The sequence below is a fragment of the Kribbella ginsengisoli genome, from assembly GCF_039537185.1.
Lineage (GTDB): Bacteria > Actinomycetota > Actinomycetes > Propionibacteriales > Kribbellaceae > Kribbella > Kribbella koreensis.
The window spans coordinates 1-15,271 of sequence record NZ_BAABAA010000010.1; the positions used below are offsets into that span (position 1 = coordinate 1).

General features: G+C 67.4%; 15 protein-coding genes. 7 read left to right on the top strand and 8 right to left on the bottom strand.

All coding sequences use genetic code 11. The annotated features are described in order from the left end of the window. Positions 1-303 precede the first annotated feature (303 nt). A complete protein-coding gene (locus ABD768_RS30405; RefSeq protein WP_344846380.1) occupies positions 304-1,461 on the top strand; it encodes a serpin family protein in 1,158 nt (385 codons plus the stop codon). On the opposite strand, the gene ABD768_RS30410 is transcribed toward ABD768_RS30405, so the two are convergent. After that, entirely contained in the window at positions 1,440-1,988 is a 549-nt protein-coding gene (locus ABD768_RS30410; protein WP_344846382.1) for a TetR/AcrR family transcriptional regulator, read from the bottom strand. The genes ABD768_RS30405 and ABD768_RS30410 overlap by 22 nt on opposite strands. Beyond that, entirely contained in the window at positions 1,985-2,404 is a 420-nt protein-coding gene (locus ABD768_RS30415; RefSeq protein WP_343980127.1) for an SRPBCC family protein, read from the bottom strand. The genes ABD768_RS30410 and ABD768_RS30415 overlap by 4 nt, the downstream gene beginning before the upstream one ends. A gap of 91 nt (positions 2,405-2,495) precedes the next feature. Between ABD768_RS30415 and ABD768_RS30420 the strand changes: the two genes are divergently transcribed. The 5 genes from ABD768_RS30420 to ABD768_RS30440 are packed head-to-tail and all read left to right on the top strand — an operon-like array spanning position 2,496 to position 6,758. After that, complete coding sequence (locus ABD768_RS30420) at positions 2,496-2,681, top strand: hypothetical protein (protein ID WP_343980129.1); 186 nt, start codon at positions 2,496-2,498, stop codon at positions 2,679-2,681. A 48-nt stretch (positions 2,682-2,729) separates the two neighbouring features. Next, positions 2,730-3,428, top strand: a complete 699-nt coding sequence (locus ABD768_RS30425; RefSeq protein WP_344846384.1) for a PhzF family phenazine biosynthesis protein — start codon at positions 2,730-2,732, stop codon at positions 3,426-3,428. 60 nt (positions 3,429-3,488) lie between these two features. Beyond that, positions 3,489-4,331: a nitrilase-related carbon-nitrogen hydrolase gene (locus ABD768_RS30430; RefSeq protein WP_343980144.1), complete on the top strand. Its 843-nt coding sequence runs from the start codon at positions 3,489-3,491 to the stop codon at positions 4,329-4,331. Between the two features lie 17 nt (positions 4,332-4,348). Next, on the top strand, positions 4,349-5,755 hold the full coding sequence (gene hydA / locus ABD768_RS30435) for a dihydropyrimidinase (protein ID WP_344846386.1): 1,407 nt from the start codon (positions 4,349-4,351) through the stop codon (positions 5,753-5,755). A 10-nt stretch (positions 5,756-5,765) separates the two neighbouring features. Further along, on the top strand, positions 5,766-6,758 hold the full coding sequence (locus ABD768_RS30440; protein ID WP_344846388.1) for a TIGR03842 family LLM class F420-dependent oxidoreductase: 993 nt from the start codon (positions 5,766-5,768) through the stop codon (positions 6,756-6,758). Here the strand turns inward: ABD768_RS30440 and ABD768_RS30445 are convergent. The 5 genes from ABD768_RS30445 to ABD768_RS30465 form a co-directional block, all read right to left on the bottom strand. Next, positions 6,755-8,137 carry a polysaccharide deacetylase family protein gene (locus tag ABD768_RS30445; protein WP_344846390.1) on the bottom strand — a complete coding sequence of 461 codons (1,383 nt, stop codon included), beginning with the start codon at positions 8,135-8,137 and terminating at the stop codon, positions 6,755-6,757. The two genes, ABD768_RS30440 and ABD768_RS30445, sit on opposite strands and share 4 nt — an antisense overlap. 130 nt (positions 8,138-8,267) lie before the next feature. After that, complete coding sequence (locus ABD768_RS30450; RefSeq protein ID WP_344846392.1) at positions 8,268-9,623, bottom strand: FAD-binding oxidoreductase; 1,356 nt, start codon at positions 9,621-9,623, stop codon at positions 8,268-8,270. Positions 9,624-9,645: 22 nt separating this feature from the next. Then, positions 9,646-10,494: a carbohydrate ABC transporter permease gene (locus ABD768_RS30455; RefSeq protein WP_344846394.1), complete on the bottom strand. Its 849-nt coding sequence runs from the start codon at positions 10,492-10,494 to the stop codon at positions 9,646-9,648. A 1-nt stretch (position 10,495) separates the two neighbouring features. After that, the gene (locus ABD768_RS30460; RefSeq protein ID WP_344846396.1) at positions 10,496-11,449 is read right to left on the bottom strand and encodes a carbohydrate ABC transporter permease; all 954 of its coding nucleotides are present in this window, start codon (positions 11,447-11,449) and stop codon (positions 10,496-10,498) included. Next, a complete protein-coding gene (locus tag ABD768_RS30465; protein ID WP_344846398.1) occupies positions 11,449-12,729 on the bottom strand; it encodes an ABC transporter substrate-binding protein in 1,281 nt (426 codons plus the stop codon). The genes ABD768_RS30460 and ABD768_RS30465 overlap by 1 nt, the downstream gene beginning before the upstream one ends. A 238-nt stretch (positions 12,730-12,967) precedes the next feature. Between ABD768_RS30465 and ABD768_RS30470 the strand changes: the two genes are divergently transcribed. Beyond that, positions 12,968-14,203 carry an MFS transporter gene (locus ABD768_RS30470; RefSeq protein WP_344846400.1) on the top strand — a complete coding sequence of 412 codons (1,236 nt, stop codon included), beginning with the start codon at positions 12,968-12,970 and terminating at the stop codon, positions 14,201-14,203. On the opposite strand, the gene ABD768_RS30475 is transcribed toward ABD768_RS30470, so the two are convergent. Beyond that, positions 14,121-15,170: a carbohydrate kinase family protein gene (locus ABD768_RS30475; protein WP_343980173.1), complete on the bottom strand. Its 1,050-nt coding sequence runs from the start codon at positions 15,168-15,170 to the stop codon at positions 14,121-14,123. The two genes, ABD768_RS30470 and ABD768_RS30475, sit on opposite strands and share 83 nt — an antisense overlap. Positions 15,171-15,271: the final 101 nt, after the last annotated feature.

Below are 15,271 nucleotides of genomic sequence, written 5' to 3' on the forward strand. Positions count from 1 at the left end.
GTCCACGGCAGCCATCAACTCGACCGCCTGGGCAGCACCGCTAGCGGCATCAACTCCAGCCGCCTCCGCCCGTCCCGCCCGTCCCCGCCTCGCCCGCCCGCGCCTCCGCCCGTCCCGCCCGTCCCGTCCCCGCCTACCCCCACCCGGGACCGCCCGCGTCCCCACCCACCACCTCGGGGGACAACCCCTGAGATGGTGGGTTGCCACCTCTGAATCGCGGGTGGCAACCCACCACTTGAGGGGTTAACCCCTGAGATGCCGTGGGGAGGACGTGAGTGGTTCGGGCGTGGCAGGGTGGGCGGTATGGATGCTGACGTCGTACGGGCCGTCAACCGACTCACTTCGCGCTGGGTCCGGTCGTTGCAGCCGGGGAACACGGTCGTGTCGGGGCTCGGGCTGTGGCCGTTGCTTGCGTTGCTGGCGACGGCGGCGGATGAGCCGGGGCGTGGTGAGTTGGCGGAGGCGGCTGGAGTTGATGCCGCTAGCGGTGCTGCCCAGGCGGTCGAGTTGATGGCTGCCGTGGACAGTGCGGCTGATCTGCATGCGGCGCTCGGGGTTTGGGTGCATGAGCAGTTGAAGTTGAGTGAGTCGTTCGACTCCGTAGTACCGGCTGCTTTGAGTGGGACGCTGACGGGGGATCAGGCGGCGGACAAGGCGAAGCTTGATGCTTGGGCGGCGGAGCATACGGACGGGTTGATCCGGGAGATGCCGCTCGACGTGACGCCCGACCTGGCCGTTGTGCTGGCGTCGGCGTTGTCGCTGCGGACGACCTGGGTGCGGGCGTTCAAGGAGCAGGTCAAGCGGCTGCACGACGGGCCGTGGGCGGGTGGGTCGTGGCATTGGCTGGAGCGAAGTGATCGCGATCTGTCGTCGGTTCGCCTGTACGACGGGGTGACGGTGGCGACCGTCGCCGGCGACGCGGATGTGGATGTGTTGCTCGGGATTGGGGCGGCTGAGGCGTCTGCTGGGGACGTACTGGCTGGGTTGCTGGCGGCATCGCTTGATGTCGACGGCGGTGTGGGTGGCGCGGAGTTGCTTGCTGGGGGTGGAGCGGCGCCGGGGGTGAGTGTCGGGACGACGACTGCGCCGGCGCCGGAGATCCGGGTGTCGCTGCCTGCTTTCAATGTGCGGGTTGAGCACGATCTGCTGGCTTTACGGGAGCTCTTCGGGTTGTCCGCGGTGACGTCGCCGCCTCGCGGGGCTGGGCATTTCAGTGCGATCAGCCCGGAGCAGTTGGTGGTCGGGTCGGCTCGGCAGACGGTTTTGGCGCGGTTCTTCGCGACTGGGTTCGAGGCGGCCGCGGTGACGGCGATCGGGTTGATGCGGGCGTCGATGCAGACCTCCCAGTCGCAGCGGCTGGAGGTTTCGCTGGATCGGCCGTTCGGGTTTGTCGCCGTACATCGTGCTTCGCGGCTGCCGGTGGTTGCCGGGTGGATCGATCAGCCGACGGAGCCTGCGTAGAAGAGCTTGTTGAGCAGGGCGGACGCTTCGTCGACGCCTGCTTGATCGCCGGTGAGGAGTAGGTCGAAGAGGAGTCCGCGGGAGGCGGCCAGGCCTAGGCGGGCGTACGCGGGTGCTTGGTCTTCTGGGAGGCCGGCGCGGATACAGAGTTCGATCAGGGGTGGCAGCCAGACGTTGATCAGGTCTGCCTTGAGGGCCTCGGTGTAGGGAAGGTCCTGCATGGCGTGGGCGGACAGCTCGAAGAACAGTGGGCCGTAGATCAGCGCTGCCTCGGTGACTTGGCGCCAGAATCGCTCGGACAGTTCTTCGATCGGTACCTCGTTGTCGAGCGTGGCCAGCAGGTCGCGCTGCTGGGCCTCGACCGTACGGACCACTTCGGCCAGCAGGCCTTCGCGGGAGCCGAAGTGGTAGATCAGCATCCGGTGACTGGTCCCGATGCCGGTCGCGATCGAGCGCAGGCTGGCGTCGCCGATACCGTTCTCGGCGAAGTACTGGACGGCGTCGGTCAGCAGGGTCTCGCGGCTCACGCCTGCTCGCTGACCTTCTTCAGGCTCTCGCCCTCGATGGCGATGTACTCCTTGGTCAGCTTGGCGAGCAGCTTGCCGAACACCCAGCCGAGCGGGCCCTCCTGGATGATCGTCGCGGTCACGACGGTGCCCTCGGGGGTCTCCGCGACCCGGTGGCCGCCGGTGGTCTTGATGCCGGGGGCTTTGGAGACCCATTCGAAGTACTCGCCCTCGACCAGCTCCGTCACCTCCCAGACGGCGACCGGGAGCTTGGGCTGGCGGATCCGGGTCCGGGCGCCGAGATGGATCCGGCCCTCGTCGAGCCGCTCCACCTTCTCGATCGTCGGGGTCCACTCGGGCCACTTGGCGACGTCGCTGAAGATCGCCCAGACGCGGTCGGCCGGGGCCTGGACGGTGACGGAATGATCGAAGCGCATGTACCAAATGGTACATACTTTGCGTCAGATGTCGATCAGATTCGCGATGCTGAAGTGCTGATGCGCCGACCGGCCGGGTAGGGTCTGCCGCATGTCTGACCAGAACTTCACGGAAAACGAGCAGGACCCGGGAGCGAACACGCAGATGTTCCGCGCGTTCGTCAACGAGGCCAAGGCCGAGCCGGCCGCGGAGCCGAAGGTGAACGGCCGGACGCTGGCAATCGTCGGCGGCGCCGTCGTGCTGCTCGCGATCGTCGTCGCGATCTTCGTCCTCTGACCTTCGCTCGCTGACTCCTGTTCGCTTCGCTGACCTGAGCCGCGCCAGATGACCACCGTCGACGTCCACGTCGTACGGGTCTTCACCGACCCTACGGGCGCTTTCGGCAACCCCCTGGGCATCGTCGACGGCCGCCAGGTCCCCTTGGAATCCCGCCAAGCGCTTGCCGCCCAACTCGGCTACAGCGAAACCGTCTTCATCGACGACCCAGCCGCCGGCGTCCTGCAGATCTTCACCCCGCTGGCCCAGATGCCTTTCGCCGGCCACCCCACAGTGGGCGCCGCCTGGTGGCTCCACTCCCAGGGGTACGAAGCTTCTGTACTCCGCGTGCCGGCAGGCGAGATCCCGGTAACCCGTGACGGCGATCTCACCTCGGTCCGGGCCCACTCCACGTGGGGCAGCACCTTCACCTGGCACCAACTGGAGTCCGCTGCGGAAGTACTGGCCGCCTCACCGCGTGACTACTCCGCCGGCCACACCTACCTCTGGTCCTGGCTGAACGAGCCCACCGGCACCATCCGCTCCCGGATGTTCGCCCCCGCGATGGGCATCGAAGAAGACGAAGCCACCGGTTCGGCCGCCACCCAGCTAACCGCCCACCTCGGCCGCAACCTCCACGTCATCCAAGGCGCCGGCTCCCACCTCCACACCACCCTCCTGGAAGACGGCTGGACCACAGCCGGCGGCCGGGTCGTCCCCGAGCCCTCCCGCGTAGTCGACCTGCCACCAACCCACCTGCTTTCCTGAGGTCGTTGACTGGGGGTGGTTGGCGGATGGAGCATGGGGGCTCGGCTAGGGAGGTCTCAGGTGGCGGACATAGTCAGGGCGGCGCTGGTTCAGACGAACTGGACCGGTGATCAGGAGTCGATGACCAAGGCGCATGAGGAGTATGCGCGGCAGGCTGCGGCGGCTGGGGCCAAGGTTATTTGCTTCCAGGAGCTGTTTTACGGGCCCTACTTCTGTCAGCTGCAGGATCCCAAGTTTTATGAGTATGCCGAGAGTGTGCCGGGGCCTACCACCGAGCGGTTCCAGGCGTTGGCCAAGGAGCTTGGCATGGTGATGGTGCTGCCCATGTACGAGCTGGAGCAGGCCGGTGTCCTCTACAACACCGCCGCGGTGATCGATGCTGATGGCAAGTACCTCGGGAAGTACCGGAAGAACCATATTCCTCAGGTGAACGGGTTCTGGGAGAAGTTCTACTTCCGGCCGGGCAATCTGGGTTATCCCGTGTTCGACACCGCCGTCGGGCGGATCGGGGTCTACATCTGTTACGACCGGCACTTTCCGGAGGGGTGGCGGGCGCTCGGCCTCGCGGGGGCGAAGATCGTGTTCAATCCGTCGGCGACGAGTCGCGGGTTGTCGTCGTATCTGTGGAAGCTGGAGCAGCCGGCGAGTGCGGTGGCCAACGAGTACTTCATCGGGGCTATCAACCGGGTGGGGATCGAGTCGGAGTTCGGGGACAACGACTTCTACGGGTCGTCGTACTTCGTGGATCCGGAGGGGAAGTTCGTGGGGGAGGTCGGGCACGATCATGACCCCGAGCTGATCGTGCGGGATCTGGATCTGAGCCTGCTCGACACGGTCAGGGACCGGTGGCAGTTCTACCGGGATCGCCGGCCGGATGCTTATGGGGACCTGACCAAGCCGTAGCCGAAGGGGACAAGCCGATGTCGTTGCTGGTCAAGGGCGGGACGGTCGTCGGGCCGACGGGTGCCCAGAAGGCTGATGTGCTGGTCGACGGGGAGAAGATCGTCGCGCTCTTCGACTCCGGGTACCGGCAAGAGGTGACCGCCGACGAGGTGATCGATGCCACCGGCAAGTATGTGATCCCGGGCGGGATCGACGCGCACACCCACATGGAGCTGCCGTTCGGCGGTACGGCGGCCAGCGACACCTTCGACACGGGGACCCGGGCGGCGGCCTGGGGCGGTACGACGACGATCATCGACTTCGCCGTCCAGCGCACCGGTGAGGTCGTGCAGGACGGGCTCGCCGCCTGGCATGCGAAGGCCGATGGCAACTGTCACATCGACTACGCGTTCCACATGATCCTCGGTGGCGTCGACGACGAGTCGCTGAAGGCGATGGACCAGCTCGTCACGGACGAGGGGATCACCAGCTTCAAGCTGTTCATGGCCTACCCGGGCGTCTTCTACTCCGACGACGGGCAGATCCTGCGGGCGATGCAGACGGCGCGCGAGAACGGCGCGATGATCATGATGCACGCGGAGAACGGGATCGCGATCGACGTCCTCGTCCAGCAGGCCCTCGCCCGCGGTGAGACCGACCCGATCTACCACGGGATCACCCGGCCGGCCGCGCTGGAGACCGAGGCGACGAGCCGCGCGATCACTCTGGCGGAGGTCGCGCAGGACTGCCCGCTCTACATCGTGCACCTGTCGGCGAGCGGTGCCCTCGAGGCGGTCGCGGCAGCGCGCAACGACGGCCGCAACGTCTTCGCGGAGACCTGCCCGCAGTACCTGTACCTGACCCTCGAAGACCAATTGGGCGCACCCGGCTTCGAAGGCGCCAAATGGGTCTGCTCGACGCCGTTGCGCAGCAAGCACGAACACCACGCCAGGGACCTGTGGAAGGGCCTCAAGACCAACGATCTGGCAGTCGTCTCGACCGACCACTGCCCGTTCTGCTTCAAGGACCAGAAGGAACTGGGGCTCGGCGACTTCTCCAAGATCCCCAACGGTGTCGGCGGCGTCGAGCACCGCGTCGACCTCATCTACCAAGGCGTCGTGGACGGTCAGCTCAGCCTCGAGCGCTGGGTCGAGACGATCGCGACGACACCGGCCCGGATGTTCGGGCTCTATCCGCAGAAGGGCATCATCGCGCCCGGCTCGGACGCCGACATCGTGATCTACGACCCGCAAGGGACAACGCGCCTGAGTGTCGAGACCCATCACATGAACATGGACTACTCGGCGTACGAAGGGGTAGAGATCGCGGGCCGGGTGGGCACAGTGATCTCGCGCGGCGAGGTGATCGTGGCTGATGGCAACTACCATGGCCGCAAGGGTCGTGGCCGGTACCTGAAGCGCGGCCTTTCGTCGTACCTGCTCTAAGAGGAGAACCGTGGACTTCGGAGTGGTGTTCCAGTGCGATCCGCCCGCGTCCGCGGTGGTGGACCTCGCGGTCAAGGCCGAGGCGGCCGGGTTCGGCTACGTCTGGACGTTCGACTCGCACCTGCTCTGGCAGGAGCCGTTCGTCATCTACAGCCAGATCCTGGCCGCGACCGAACGCGTCGTCGTCGGCCCGATGGTCACCAATCCGGGCACCCGCGACTGGACCGTGATCGCCTCGCAGTTCGCCACCCTGAACGAGATGTTCGGCAACCGCACGGTCTGCGGGATCGGCCGCGGCGACTCGGCGCTGCGCACGCTCGGGGCCAAACCGGGCACGATCGCCGAGATGAAGCAGTGCGTCGAGGTCGTGCGCGAGTTGGCGGCCGGCCGGACGGTCGAGTACCGCGGCCAGCAGCTCAAGTTCAACTGGGTCGAGGACGGCAAGCTCGAGGTCTGGGTCGCGGCGTACGGTCCGAAGGCGCTGCAGGCGACCGGCGAGGTCGGCGACGGCTACATCCTCCAGCTCGCCGACCCCGACATCGCGCAATGGATGATCTCGGCGGTACGCCGCTCCGCCGAGCAGGCCGGCCGTGACCCCGACAAGATCACCTTCTGTGTGGCGGCCCCGGCGTACGTCGGAGACGACCTGCAGCACCAGCGCGACCAGACCCGCTGGTTCGGCGGCATGGTCGGCAACCACGTCGCGGACATCGTCGAGCGCTACGGTGCCGACGGCGGGGTGCCGAAGGCGCTGACCGACTACATCGCCGGCCGCAAGGGCTACGACTACGCCGAGCACGGCCGGGCGGGCAACACCCACACCGATTTCGTGCCCGACGAAGTCGTCGACCGGTTCTGCCTCCTCGGGCCGGTCGAGAACCATCTCGCCCGGCTCGAGGAGCTCAAATCACTCGGCGTCGACCAGTTCGCGGTCTACCTCCAACATGACGCGAAGGAAGAAACACTGGCTGCCTACGGCAAGCAGATCATCCCGAGCCTCTAGCGCCTGGTGATGTTGATGGTCACCGATGCCGAGGTGACGGTGTTTCCGGCGACATCGGTTGCCACTGCTGTCAGGACGTGAGGGCCGGTCCGCGCGTTGCTCGAGGTCGCCCAGCTCCAGCTGTACGGCGCCGACGTGTCCGTTCTGAGGGTCGAAGAACCGTCCCGGAAGACGACCCGCGCGATCCCTGACCCACCAGCGTCGGCGGCGGTCGCCGCCAGGGGGATCGACGTCCCCCGCCGGTACGACGAGTCGGCGAGCGGACTCGTCAGTGCGACCGTCGGCGCCACCGCGTCGATCTGGATCAGCGCAGACTTCACCGGCTCCGCATGCCCGTCCACATCCGTCGAGTAGTACTGGACCGTGGTCGAAGCACCGGATACCGCGAACGGCCCGGTGTAAGCGACAGCGGTAGCACTCGAAACCGGGTCGGTCCCATCCGTCGTGTACCGCGTCGAGGCGACCGCCGAGCCGTCCGGATCGAACGTGCTCAGCGCAACATCCACCGAGCTGCTCCGGTACCAGCCGGTCGAGCACGTCGTCCCACCACAAGCGATGCTCGTCGTCGGCGGACCCGGCGGCGGAGGCGTGACCGGCACCCCGCCCATCACGTCGCCGACCGTCTGGACGACGGTGCCATTGGCCTCTCGCGCCTTCAGCCAGTCGAGGAATGCGGTGAACTTTGCCGTACTGAACGACAGTTCATCGGTGCACCGGTCGGAGCAGACCCCGTGGAAGGTGAGTACGACCCAGCCGCCGCCATGCGTCTCGGCCGCCGTCACATACGACTGGAGTTGCGCGACGGTCGTGTTCTCGTCGGGCGATTGGGGTGTTTGCAGTGCCATCGGATCCACCGGCGGCACCGATTCGGCGTACGGGCATTGGTCGCAGCCGTCCTCGCTGACGCCACCGACGCCACGGGCGCTGGTGAAGCCGCAGTTGCGGACGATCTGCTCGGCGGTGCTGTTGTACTCGGCCTCCGGATAGGCGAACGACACCGGCGCCGGGAAGCCCTGGGCAACGATGTTGGCCCGGTCGTCGCACACCTCATGCATCGCGGTCGTCTGGCTGACCCTGGTCAGGACGGTGTGGTGCACGCTGTGGCTGGCGATCTCGTTGCCCGCGTCGGCGAGCTGGTGGATCTGCGGCCAGGTCATGTAGTAGTCGGAGTCACCGACCCAGCCCGAGTTGATGTAGTACGTCCCGCGCATCCCGCGCGACTGCAGCATCGGCAGGGTGTCGATGTGGGACGCCTGACCGTCGTCGAAGGTCAGGCTGACGATGGTGTTGGTTGCCGCGGTGGCCGGCTGGATGATCGCGACGAGCGATCCGGCAGCCAGCGCGACCGCGGCGCAGAGCAGGGCGAAGCGGTGACGCATGGTCTATCCCCCATTTGGTGCCGGGTCTCGCTCCTGCCCCCAGGGAGACCCTCCACAGCAGAGGTTACGACTTGGCAACGACGTCGACCAGAGTTCGGTCAGGTATTCATTCCCTGCTCATGTGAGCGTTTTACGCGGGGCCGTAGGGAAAGAGCGTGTTCGGGTCGTACGTGGCCCGTACTTCCGCCAGCCGCGCGAACGTTGCGGCGGGCCACGACGCCTCGTAGACGCCGGGCACGGTCAGGCCGCCCGCGTAGTTGATGGTCGTCTCCGCCGCTGTCCAGGGACCGATCGCGGTGAGGATCGCGTCGGCCGCCGGCGGCAGGACCGTGGCGAACAGGCTGGGGTCCGGGACGCCGGCCATGAAGAACGTGTACGCACCGCCGCGCCCACCGACCGCGCTGCCCTCCGGTACGTCGCGCTTGGTCGCCCCGCCGAGGTGCCGGATCTCGATGGCGACGAACGGAACTTGCTGGTCCGGCCCGGCCACGTCGAGGAACGTCTTGGCGAAGTCCGCGTCGAGCTCGTTCAGCAGCAGCCCGCGGTCCCACGACGGGCTCGGGTCGGTCGGGTCGTTGTGGATCGTCGCGATCGCCGTCGTCGGCATCTGCGCCACCGCGTCGATGATGGTCGGCCCGATGTCGCGGATCGGCTGGAAGAGCCGCTCACCCTCGGCCGCGTCGCCGACGAAGGCGAACCGCACGCTGATCACGGTCTTGCCGCGCAACGGCTCCGGGATGAACTCCATCGGTGGCAGCCGCAGGATGACGAACGACGAGGTCGCCGTCTCGGGCAGCGTCTTGGTCCACTCGATCCAGGTCGGCACCGCGCTCGCGATCTGCGGAGCGTCGAAGAACACCGAGCCGCCGTAGATCGTGGACAGCTCGACCAGCTCGAAGTCCATCGAGGTGACGATGCCGAAGCCGCCCTTGCCGCCGCGGAGCGCCCAGAACAGATCCGGGTTCTCGGTCGCACTGGCCGTGACCACCTCGCCCGAGGCGACCGCGACCCGGAAGCCGCGAGCCCAGTCCGAGGAGAATCCGTACGTCCGGGAGAGCGGCCCGAGACCGCCACCGAGCGTGTAGCCGATGACGCCGACGTTGGCCGACGCGCCGGTGATCGGGGTGAGGCCGTGCTCGCCGGCCGCCTCGATCACGTCGGCCCAACGGCAGCCGGCGTTGATGCGCGCGATCCGGGTCTCGGGGTCGATGGTCACGCCGGTGAGACGCGACGTGGTGGCGAGGATGCCGTCGGTGACGGCGACGGCCGAGCCGTGGCCGGAGGCGAGCACGCGTACCGGCGTACCGGCGGCTGCTGCGAGGCGGACGAGGGCTGCGGCGTCCTCCTCCGAGGTGAGGCCGACGGCAATGTCGGGGGTGTGCTGGGTGCTGAGGACCCACGCCGCGACCTCCGCGGCGAAGTCGTCGTCGGCCGGGCCCAGGACAGGGCCGGTGATGGAGTCGCGGAGCTGGTCGATCAGGGTCATGATGCCTCTCTTGTGCAGGGGGTTACTCACTGATTCCGGAGCGCTCGACGCCTTCGACGATCCAGCGCTGCAGGAACACGAACATCACCACCAGCGGCAGGATCGCGACACTCGCCGCGACGAACAGCTGGGGGAGATTGATGGTCTGGGCGGTGAGGAAGGTGGACAGCGCGAGCTGCACGGTCCACGCGGACTTGTCGGGTGCGATCACGAGTGGCCACAGGAACGCGTTCCAGGAGCCGATGAAGGTGATCGTGGCGATGGCGGCGACGAAGCCCTTCGAGTTCGGTACGACGATCCGCCAGAAGGTGCCCCAGTACGCCGTACCGTCCAGCGCCGCGGCCTCTTCGAGCTCGCGCGGGAAGTTGAGGAAGTACTGCCGGAACAGGAACGTCGCGAACGCCTGGAACAGGCCCGGGATGATCAGGCCGCGCAGCGTGCTGACCCAGCCGAGCGACGAGACGAGCACGAAGCTCGGGACGAAGGTCACCGCCGCCGGGATGAGCAGCGTCGCCACGATGAAGTAGAAGACCGCGTCGGCGTAGCGGAACGGGATGCGGGCCAGGCCGTAGCCGGCCAGGCCGGAGATGACCAGGACGCCGATCGTCTGGACGACCGCGATCACGAGCGAGTTGACCAGCGATCTGAACATCGGCACGGCTGGGTCGTCGAACAGGTCCGCGACGTTGCTCCAGTGCAGCGTCGACGGGAACAGCTTCCAGTCCGGGGAGGTGATGTCCTGCTCGGTCGACAAGCCGTTGCGGATCAGGAGATAGAAGGGCAGCAGGAACAGGAGTGCGCCGATCGCCAGCACGACGTACCGCAGAACGCTGCCCGTCTTGTCCGTGCGCGATCGCTGGATCACCGCCATCTCAGTCCTCCCTCCGGCCGAGTCCCAGGAAGCGTCCTTGGCCTAGTGCGACCAGGGCGATGAGCAGCGTGAGGATCACGGCTCCGGCGCTGCCGTGGCCGAAGTCCTGGCCCTGGCCGAGGGCTGCGTAGTACAGGTAGACGAGGGGCGGGCGGGCGTACGGCGGGTATTGCCCGGAGCTGGACAGCAGGTTGTAGAACTCGTCGAAGGCTTGGAATGCGTTGATCAGAAGGAGTAGCAGGACTGCGGTCGAGGTCGCGCGGAGCTGGGGGAGGGTGAGGAAGCGGAGCACCTTCCAGCCTGTCGCTCCGTCGATCGCGGCGGCTTCGTAGAGCGACGGCGAGATCCGTTGCAGGCCGGCCAGGAAGAGGATCATGTAGAAGCCGGCTTGCAGCCACATCCGGGCGGTGACGATGACCAGCCAGTACCACGGTGGTTGGGTGACCGAGAGCCAGGCGATCGGGTCGATGCCGAACCAGCCGAGAACCGTGTTCATCAGGCCGAAACGAACGCCGGAGAAGATCGAGAGCTTCCAGATCAGCGAGGCGACGACGTAGGAGCAGGCGGTCGGCAGGAAGAAGACCGAGCGGAAGAAGGTCTTGGCGAAGCGGGCGCGGTTGACCAGCAGGGCCAGGCCGAGGGACGCGACGAAGGTGGCCGGCACGATGAACAGCGCGAAGACGACGAAGGTGAGCAGGCTGGAGCGGAAGGCCTCGTCCTTCAGCATGTCGAGATAGTTGCCCAGGCCAACGAACTCGGTCGGCGTGACGGTGTTGTGCGCGTTGAAGAAGCTCAGCCAGACCGACCACAGGATCGGGACGTAGACGAACACGGCCAGCCCCAGGACGAAGGGGCCGACGAAGACGGCGAACCAGAGATTGCGGTCGTGGCGGCCACGCAGCCTGGTGCTTACCCGACCGGGGCGGTGGGGTGGGGAAGGTATCGACGCAGTCATCAGCCTGCTACGCGCTTGAGTTCCGCTTCGGCGATCGCCTTGACGGCCTTGAGCTCGGTGGCCGGGTCGGAGCCGTTCTTGATGATCCGGTTGAGGGCGTCGGAGTACGCGGTACCGGATTTGGGCGTCCAGAGCAGCGGGGTCTGGGCGTGCCCGTTCTCGTTGACGAACTTGACCGCGTCGGCGGCCGGGCCCGACTTCAGCTTGTCCGCCTTCTCGGCCAGGCTCTTGCGGGCCGGGATGTGGAAGCCGTAGGACTGGGCGAAGTCGAGCTGGTCCTCGGTCTGGTCCACCCACAGCCACTTGACGAACTTCTTGGCGGCGTCGACGTTCTTCGACTTGGCACTGACCACCGAGCCGTAGGCGCCGACCGGCACGCTCGGTGCGCCGGTCGTGCTGTTCAGCTTGGGCCAGGGCAGTACGCCGAAGTCGTCCGGCAGCGCCTTCTGGATCTGCGGGAAGGTCCACAGCCCGGTGAACTGCATCGCGGTCAGGCCCTGGGTGAAGGCCGACGGGTCGGACCAGTCGGTCGGTGCCCCGAGCAACAAAGCCTTGCTGGTGAAGAGCTCGCGCAGCTTGCGCAGCGACTCGACCGCGGCCGGGTCGTCGAAGCCGAAGGTGTTGTCGTCCTTGAGGTAGTCGAGGCCGGCCGACCAGAGCGCCGGTCCACCGAGGATGCCGACACCGCCGTCGTTGCCGACGAACAGGCCCTTCACCTTGTCGGTGGTGAGCTTCTTGGCGGCGGCGATCAGCTCGTCGACGGTCGTCGGCGGCTGGATGCCGGCGGTCGAGAGCAGGCTCTTGCGGTAGACGAGAAGCTGCATGTCGGTCACTTGCGGGATCGCGTACAGCTTGCCCTGGTACGTCATCCGGGCGATCAGCGACGGAGTGAAGTCGGACTTGGTGTCACCGAGCAGGTCGGTCAGGTCGACGACCTGGCCGCCCTTGATCATGTCGATGCTCGGGCCGTTGACGTACTCGAAGACGTCCGGCCCGCCGTCGGTGAGGAGCGCCGATGCGGTCTTCTTGTCGTAGTCGCCGGGGGACCACTGCACGGTCACGGTGGCGTCGGGGTAGGCCTTGGCGTACTTCTCCACGGCCTGCTGGGTGCCCGCTTCGCCGTACTGGTGGTACCACTGCGCCAGCGCCGGCTTGCCGCCACTCGATCCACTGTCGGACGCCCGCCCGGTGTTGGAGCCGCAGCCCGCGACCGCCATCGCGGCCAGCCCGCCACCCACAGCCAGGAACTTCCGACGGTTGAATCCACCCGCGCTTGGCATCTCGACGTACCTCCGCAGTCCCGGCGCGGCCCCGAGCCACGCAGCCCTCCGACCCTACGACCGCAGGGGGTTGACGTCGCGCCATTTCCGCCGGTGAAAAAGCAACTTCCCCGACAGGTTTCTCCGCTAAGCTTCGTGCCGTGTCAGCTCCCCGTGCCTAGAGAGCGCTCGCAGTCGCCGAGCCCATTTCGCACCCCGCTCCGCTGACGGAGCCGGGGCTCTCTAGGAGCGCCTTCTCATGCCTGGCACAACCCGTGCCGGGAGCTACCGTGACGTCCTGCTGCTACCGCACGCGCTGCGCACTTTCGTGCCCGCGCTGTTCGGCCGGCTGGCCTACGGTCTGCTCCCGCTGTCTGCCCTGTTCACCGTTCAACAATCAACCGACTCGTTCGCGACCGCGGGCGCCGCCGTGGCCGCCTTCGGCCTGGCCTCCCTGTCGATGCCGCTCAAGGCCCGCCTGGTCGACCGCTTCAGCCAACGCCGCGTCCTCCCGGTCCTGGCGCTGCTGTGCGCACTCGGCCTGGGCCTGACCGCTTCAGCCCGTACTACGAACGCCGCGTTCCTGATCACCCTGGTCGGCATCACCGGCCTCTTCGCGCCACCACTCGGCCCGTCGATGCGCGCGACCTGGCGACTGATCACCGAGGGCTCCGAACTCAAGGAACGCGCCTACGCCCTCGACGCGATCTGCGAGGAGACCCTGTACCTCTTCGGGCCGCTGCTCACCGGCGTACTGATCACCCTCTGGTCCCCGCGCCTGGCGCTGACCTGTACTGCCATCCTGCTGCTGGTCGGCACCCTCCTGATGGTCACCAACCCCTACGCCCGGCACACCAGCCCAACCCCACCCAAGCAGCACCTACTCGGGCCCCTGACGATCGGCGGACTCCGCCGCATCCTCCTGATCATCATGGCCACCGCAGCCGGCATCAGCGTCGCGTACATCTGCCTGGCCGCAGTAGCCCAATCCCAAGGCCGCCCAGGAGCCGCCGGCTACCTAGAAGCAGGCATCGGCGTAGGCAGCGTCATAGGCGGCCTCCTCTGGGCCCGCCGCAACCACACCAGATCCCCGCACACCCACCTGGCCGTCCTGATCGCCCTACTAGCCACCGGCCTACTAGCAGCCTCCCTAACGACCAACCTGCTCGTACTAGGCGCAGTAATGGCGTGCACCGGCCTAGCGATAGCCCCGCTCTACGTCGTCTCCTACCTAGCCTCCGACGACCTGACTCCCGCCCACCAACGCACCGAAGCCAGCACCTGGATCAACACCGCCAACAACCTAGGCAGCTCAGCCGGCTCGTCCCTGGCGGGCCTAGCCCTGGACCAGACCACCCCATCCCAGGGCTTCCTCGCCGGAGCCGCGTTGCTGGCGTGCGTAGTACTGGTGGTTATGCGTCCGAGAGGCGGGCGATGGTGGCGCTGGCTCGGCGGACTATGGGGACTGGGCCGGCGGGGAGGACGTCGCCGATGAAGGTGTAGTGGCGGAGGATTTCGGGGTCTACGTCGCCGGGGCGGGAGCGGCTGTGGTCGCGGACCCAGTCGATGATGTCGCCCCAGCCGGGGGCCGCCAGGGAGCCGCCGAAGTGCTGGACCGAGAGGCCGGCGCAGAGGTTGCCGAAGGCTAGGCGGTGGGCCAGGGGCCAGCCTCGGAGGGTGCCTAGGACCAGCGAGGCCAGGAAGACGTCGCCTGCGCCGGTGGGGTCGTAGGAGCGGACAGGGAGAGCTGGGATGTGCTCCTCTTCGCCTGTCAGGGAGTCGATGGCCAGTACGCCGTCGGAGCCGTTGGTGACCACGGCGAGGGGGACCCTCTCGGCGAGCTTGTGAAGAGCGGCCTTCGGGGTGTCGGTGCGGGTGTAGGCCATCGCCTCACCCGCATTCGGCGTGAAGGCGTGGAAGCCCTCGAGTACGTCGAGCACGGCGGGGGACCAGGATTCGGTGGGATCCCAGCCGACATCGCCGAAGAGCAATGCACCCGACTCGCGGGCCTCGGCGGTCCAGCTCGGCAGCTCCTCCGCGACCGGCACGATCGCCGACCGCGTCCGCAGTCCCGGGCCGACCAGCTTGCTCGGGTCGCCCGGCGCGTCGTGCGCGTGGGTGACCATCGCGCGGTCCCGGTCGATCGACATCGAGACCGTGACGGGTGAGTGCCAGTGACCGATCCGGCGCGAGTGCGACAGGTCGACGCCCTCCTGGTCGGCGAGCGTGCGCCAGCAGAAGTCGGCGTACACGTCGTCGCCGAAGACGGCGGCCAGGCCGCTGCGCAGGCCGAGCCGGCTGGCGGCGATGGCGAAGTTGGCGACGCCGCCGGGGCACGACCCCATCCCCTCGGCGAAGATCTCGGTCCCGGTGGTCGGGGCGGACTCCAGGCCGGTCAGCACGATGTCCAGGAACACGGTCCCCTGTACGAACACGTCGTAGCAGTCCGGTTCGTCCTTCACGGTGACACTCGCTCCTTCGGTGACGGCCGGGCGGCCGGGCGGTGGCGGGGCGGCATTGTCGGTGGCTGATGATGTGCTGTCCTTCGTAGCATCATCGACCG

What these genes read in the sequence shown, in the direction of transcription:
- ABD768_RS30445 (WP_344846390.1), bottom strand. Translation starts at nt 8,137, where the DNA reads ATGCGTCACCGCTTCGCCCTGCTCTGCGCCGCGGTCGCGCTGGCTGCC.
- ABD768_RS30405 (WP_344846380.1), top strand. Translation starts at nt 304, where the DNA reads ATGGATGCTGACGTCGTACGGGCCGTCAACCGACTCACTTCGCGCTGG.
- ABD768_RS30420 (WP_343980129.1), top strand. Translation starts at nt 2,496, where the DNA reads ATGTCTGACCAGAACTTCACGGAAAACGAGCAGGACCCGGGAGCGAAC.
- ABD768_RS30460 (WP_344846396.1), bottom strand. Translation starts at nt 11,449, where the DNA reads ATGACTGCGTCGATACCTTCCCCACCCCACCGCCCCGGTCGGGTAAGC.
- ABD768_RS30455 (WP_344846394.1), bottom strand. Translation starts at nt 10,494, where the DNA reads ATGGCGGTGATCCAGCGATCGCGCACGGACAAGACGGGCAGCGTTCTG.
- ABD768_RS30415 (WP_343980127.1), bottom strand. Translation starts at nt 2,404, where the DNA reads ATGCGCTTCGATCATTCCGTCACCGTCCAGGCCCCGGCCGACCGCGTC.
- ABD768_RS30425 (WP_344846384.1), top strand. Translation starts at nt 2,730, where the DNA reads ATGACCACCGTCGACGTCCACGTCGTACGGGTCTTCACCGACCCTACG.
- hydA (WP_344846386.1), top strand. Translation starts at nt 4,349, where the DNA reads ATGTCGTTGCTGGTCAAGGGCGGGACGGTCGTCGGGCCGACGGGTGCC.
- ABD768_RS30470 (WP_344846400.1), top strand. Translation starts at nt 12,968, where the DNA reads ATGCCTGGCACAACCCGTGCCGGGAGCTACCGTGACGTCCTGCTGCTA.
- ABD768_RS30450 (WP_344846392.1), bottom strand. Translation starts at nt 9,623, where the DNA reads ATGACCCTGATCGACCAGCTCCGCGACTCCATCACCGGCCCTGTCCTG.
- ABD768_RS30465 (WP_344846398.1), bottom strand. Translation starts at nt 12,729, where the DNA reads ATGCCAAGCGCGGGTGGATTCAACCGTCGGAAGTTCCTGGCTGTGGGT.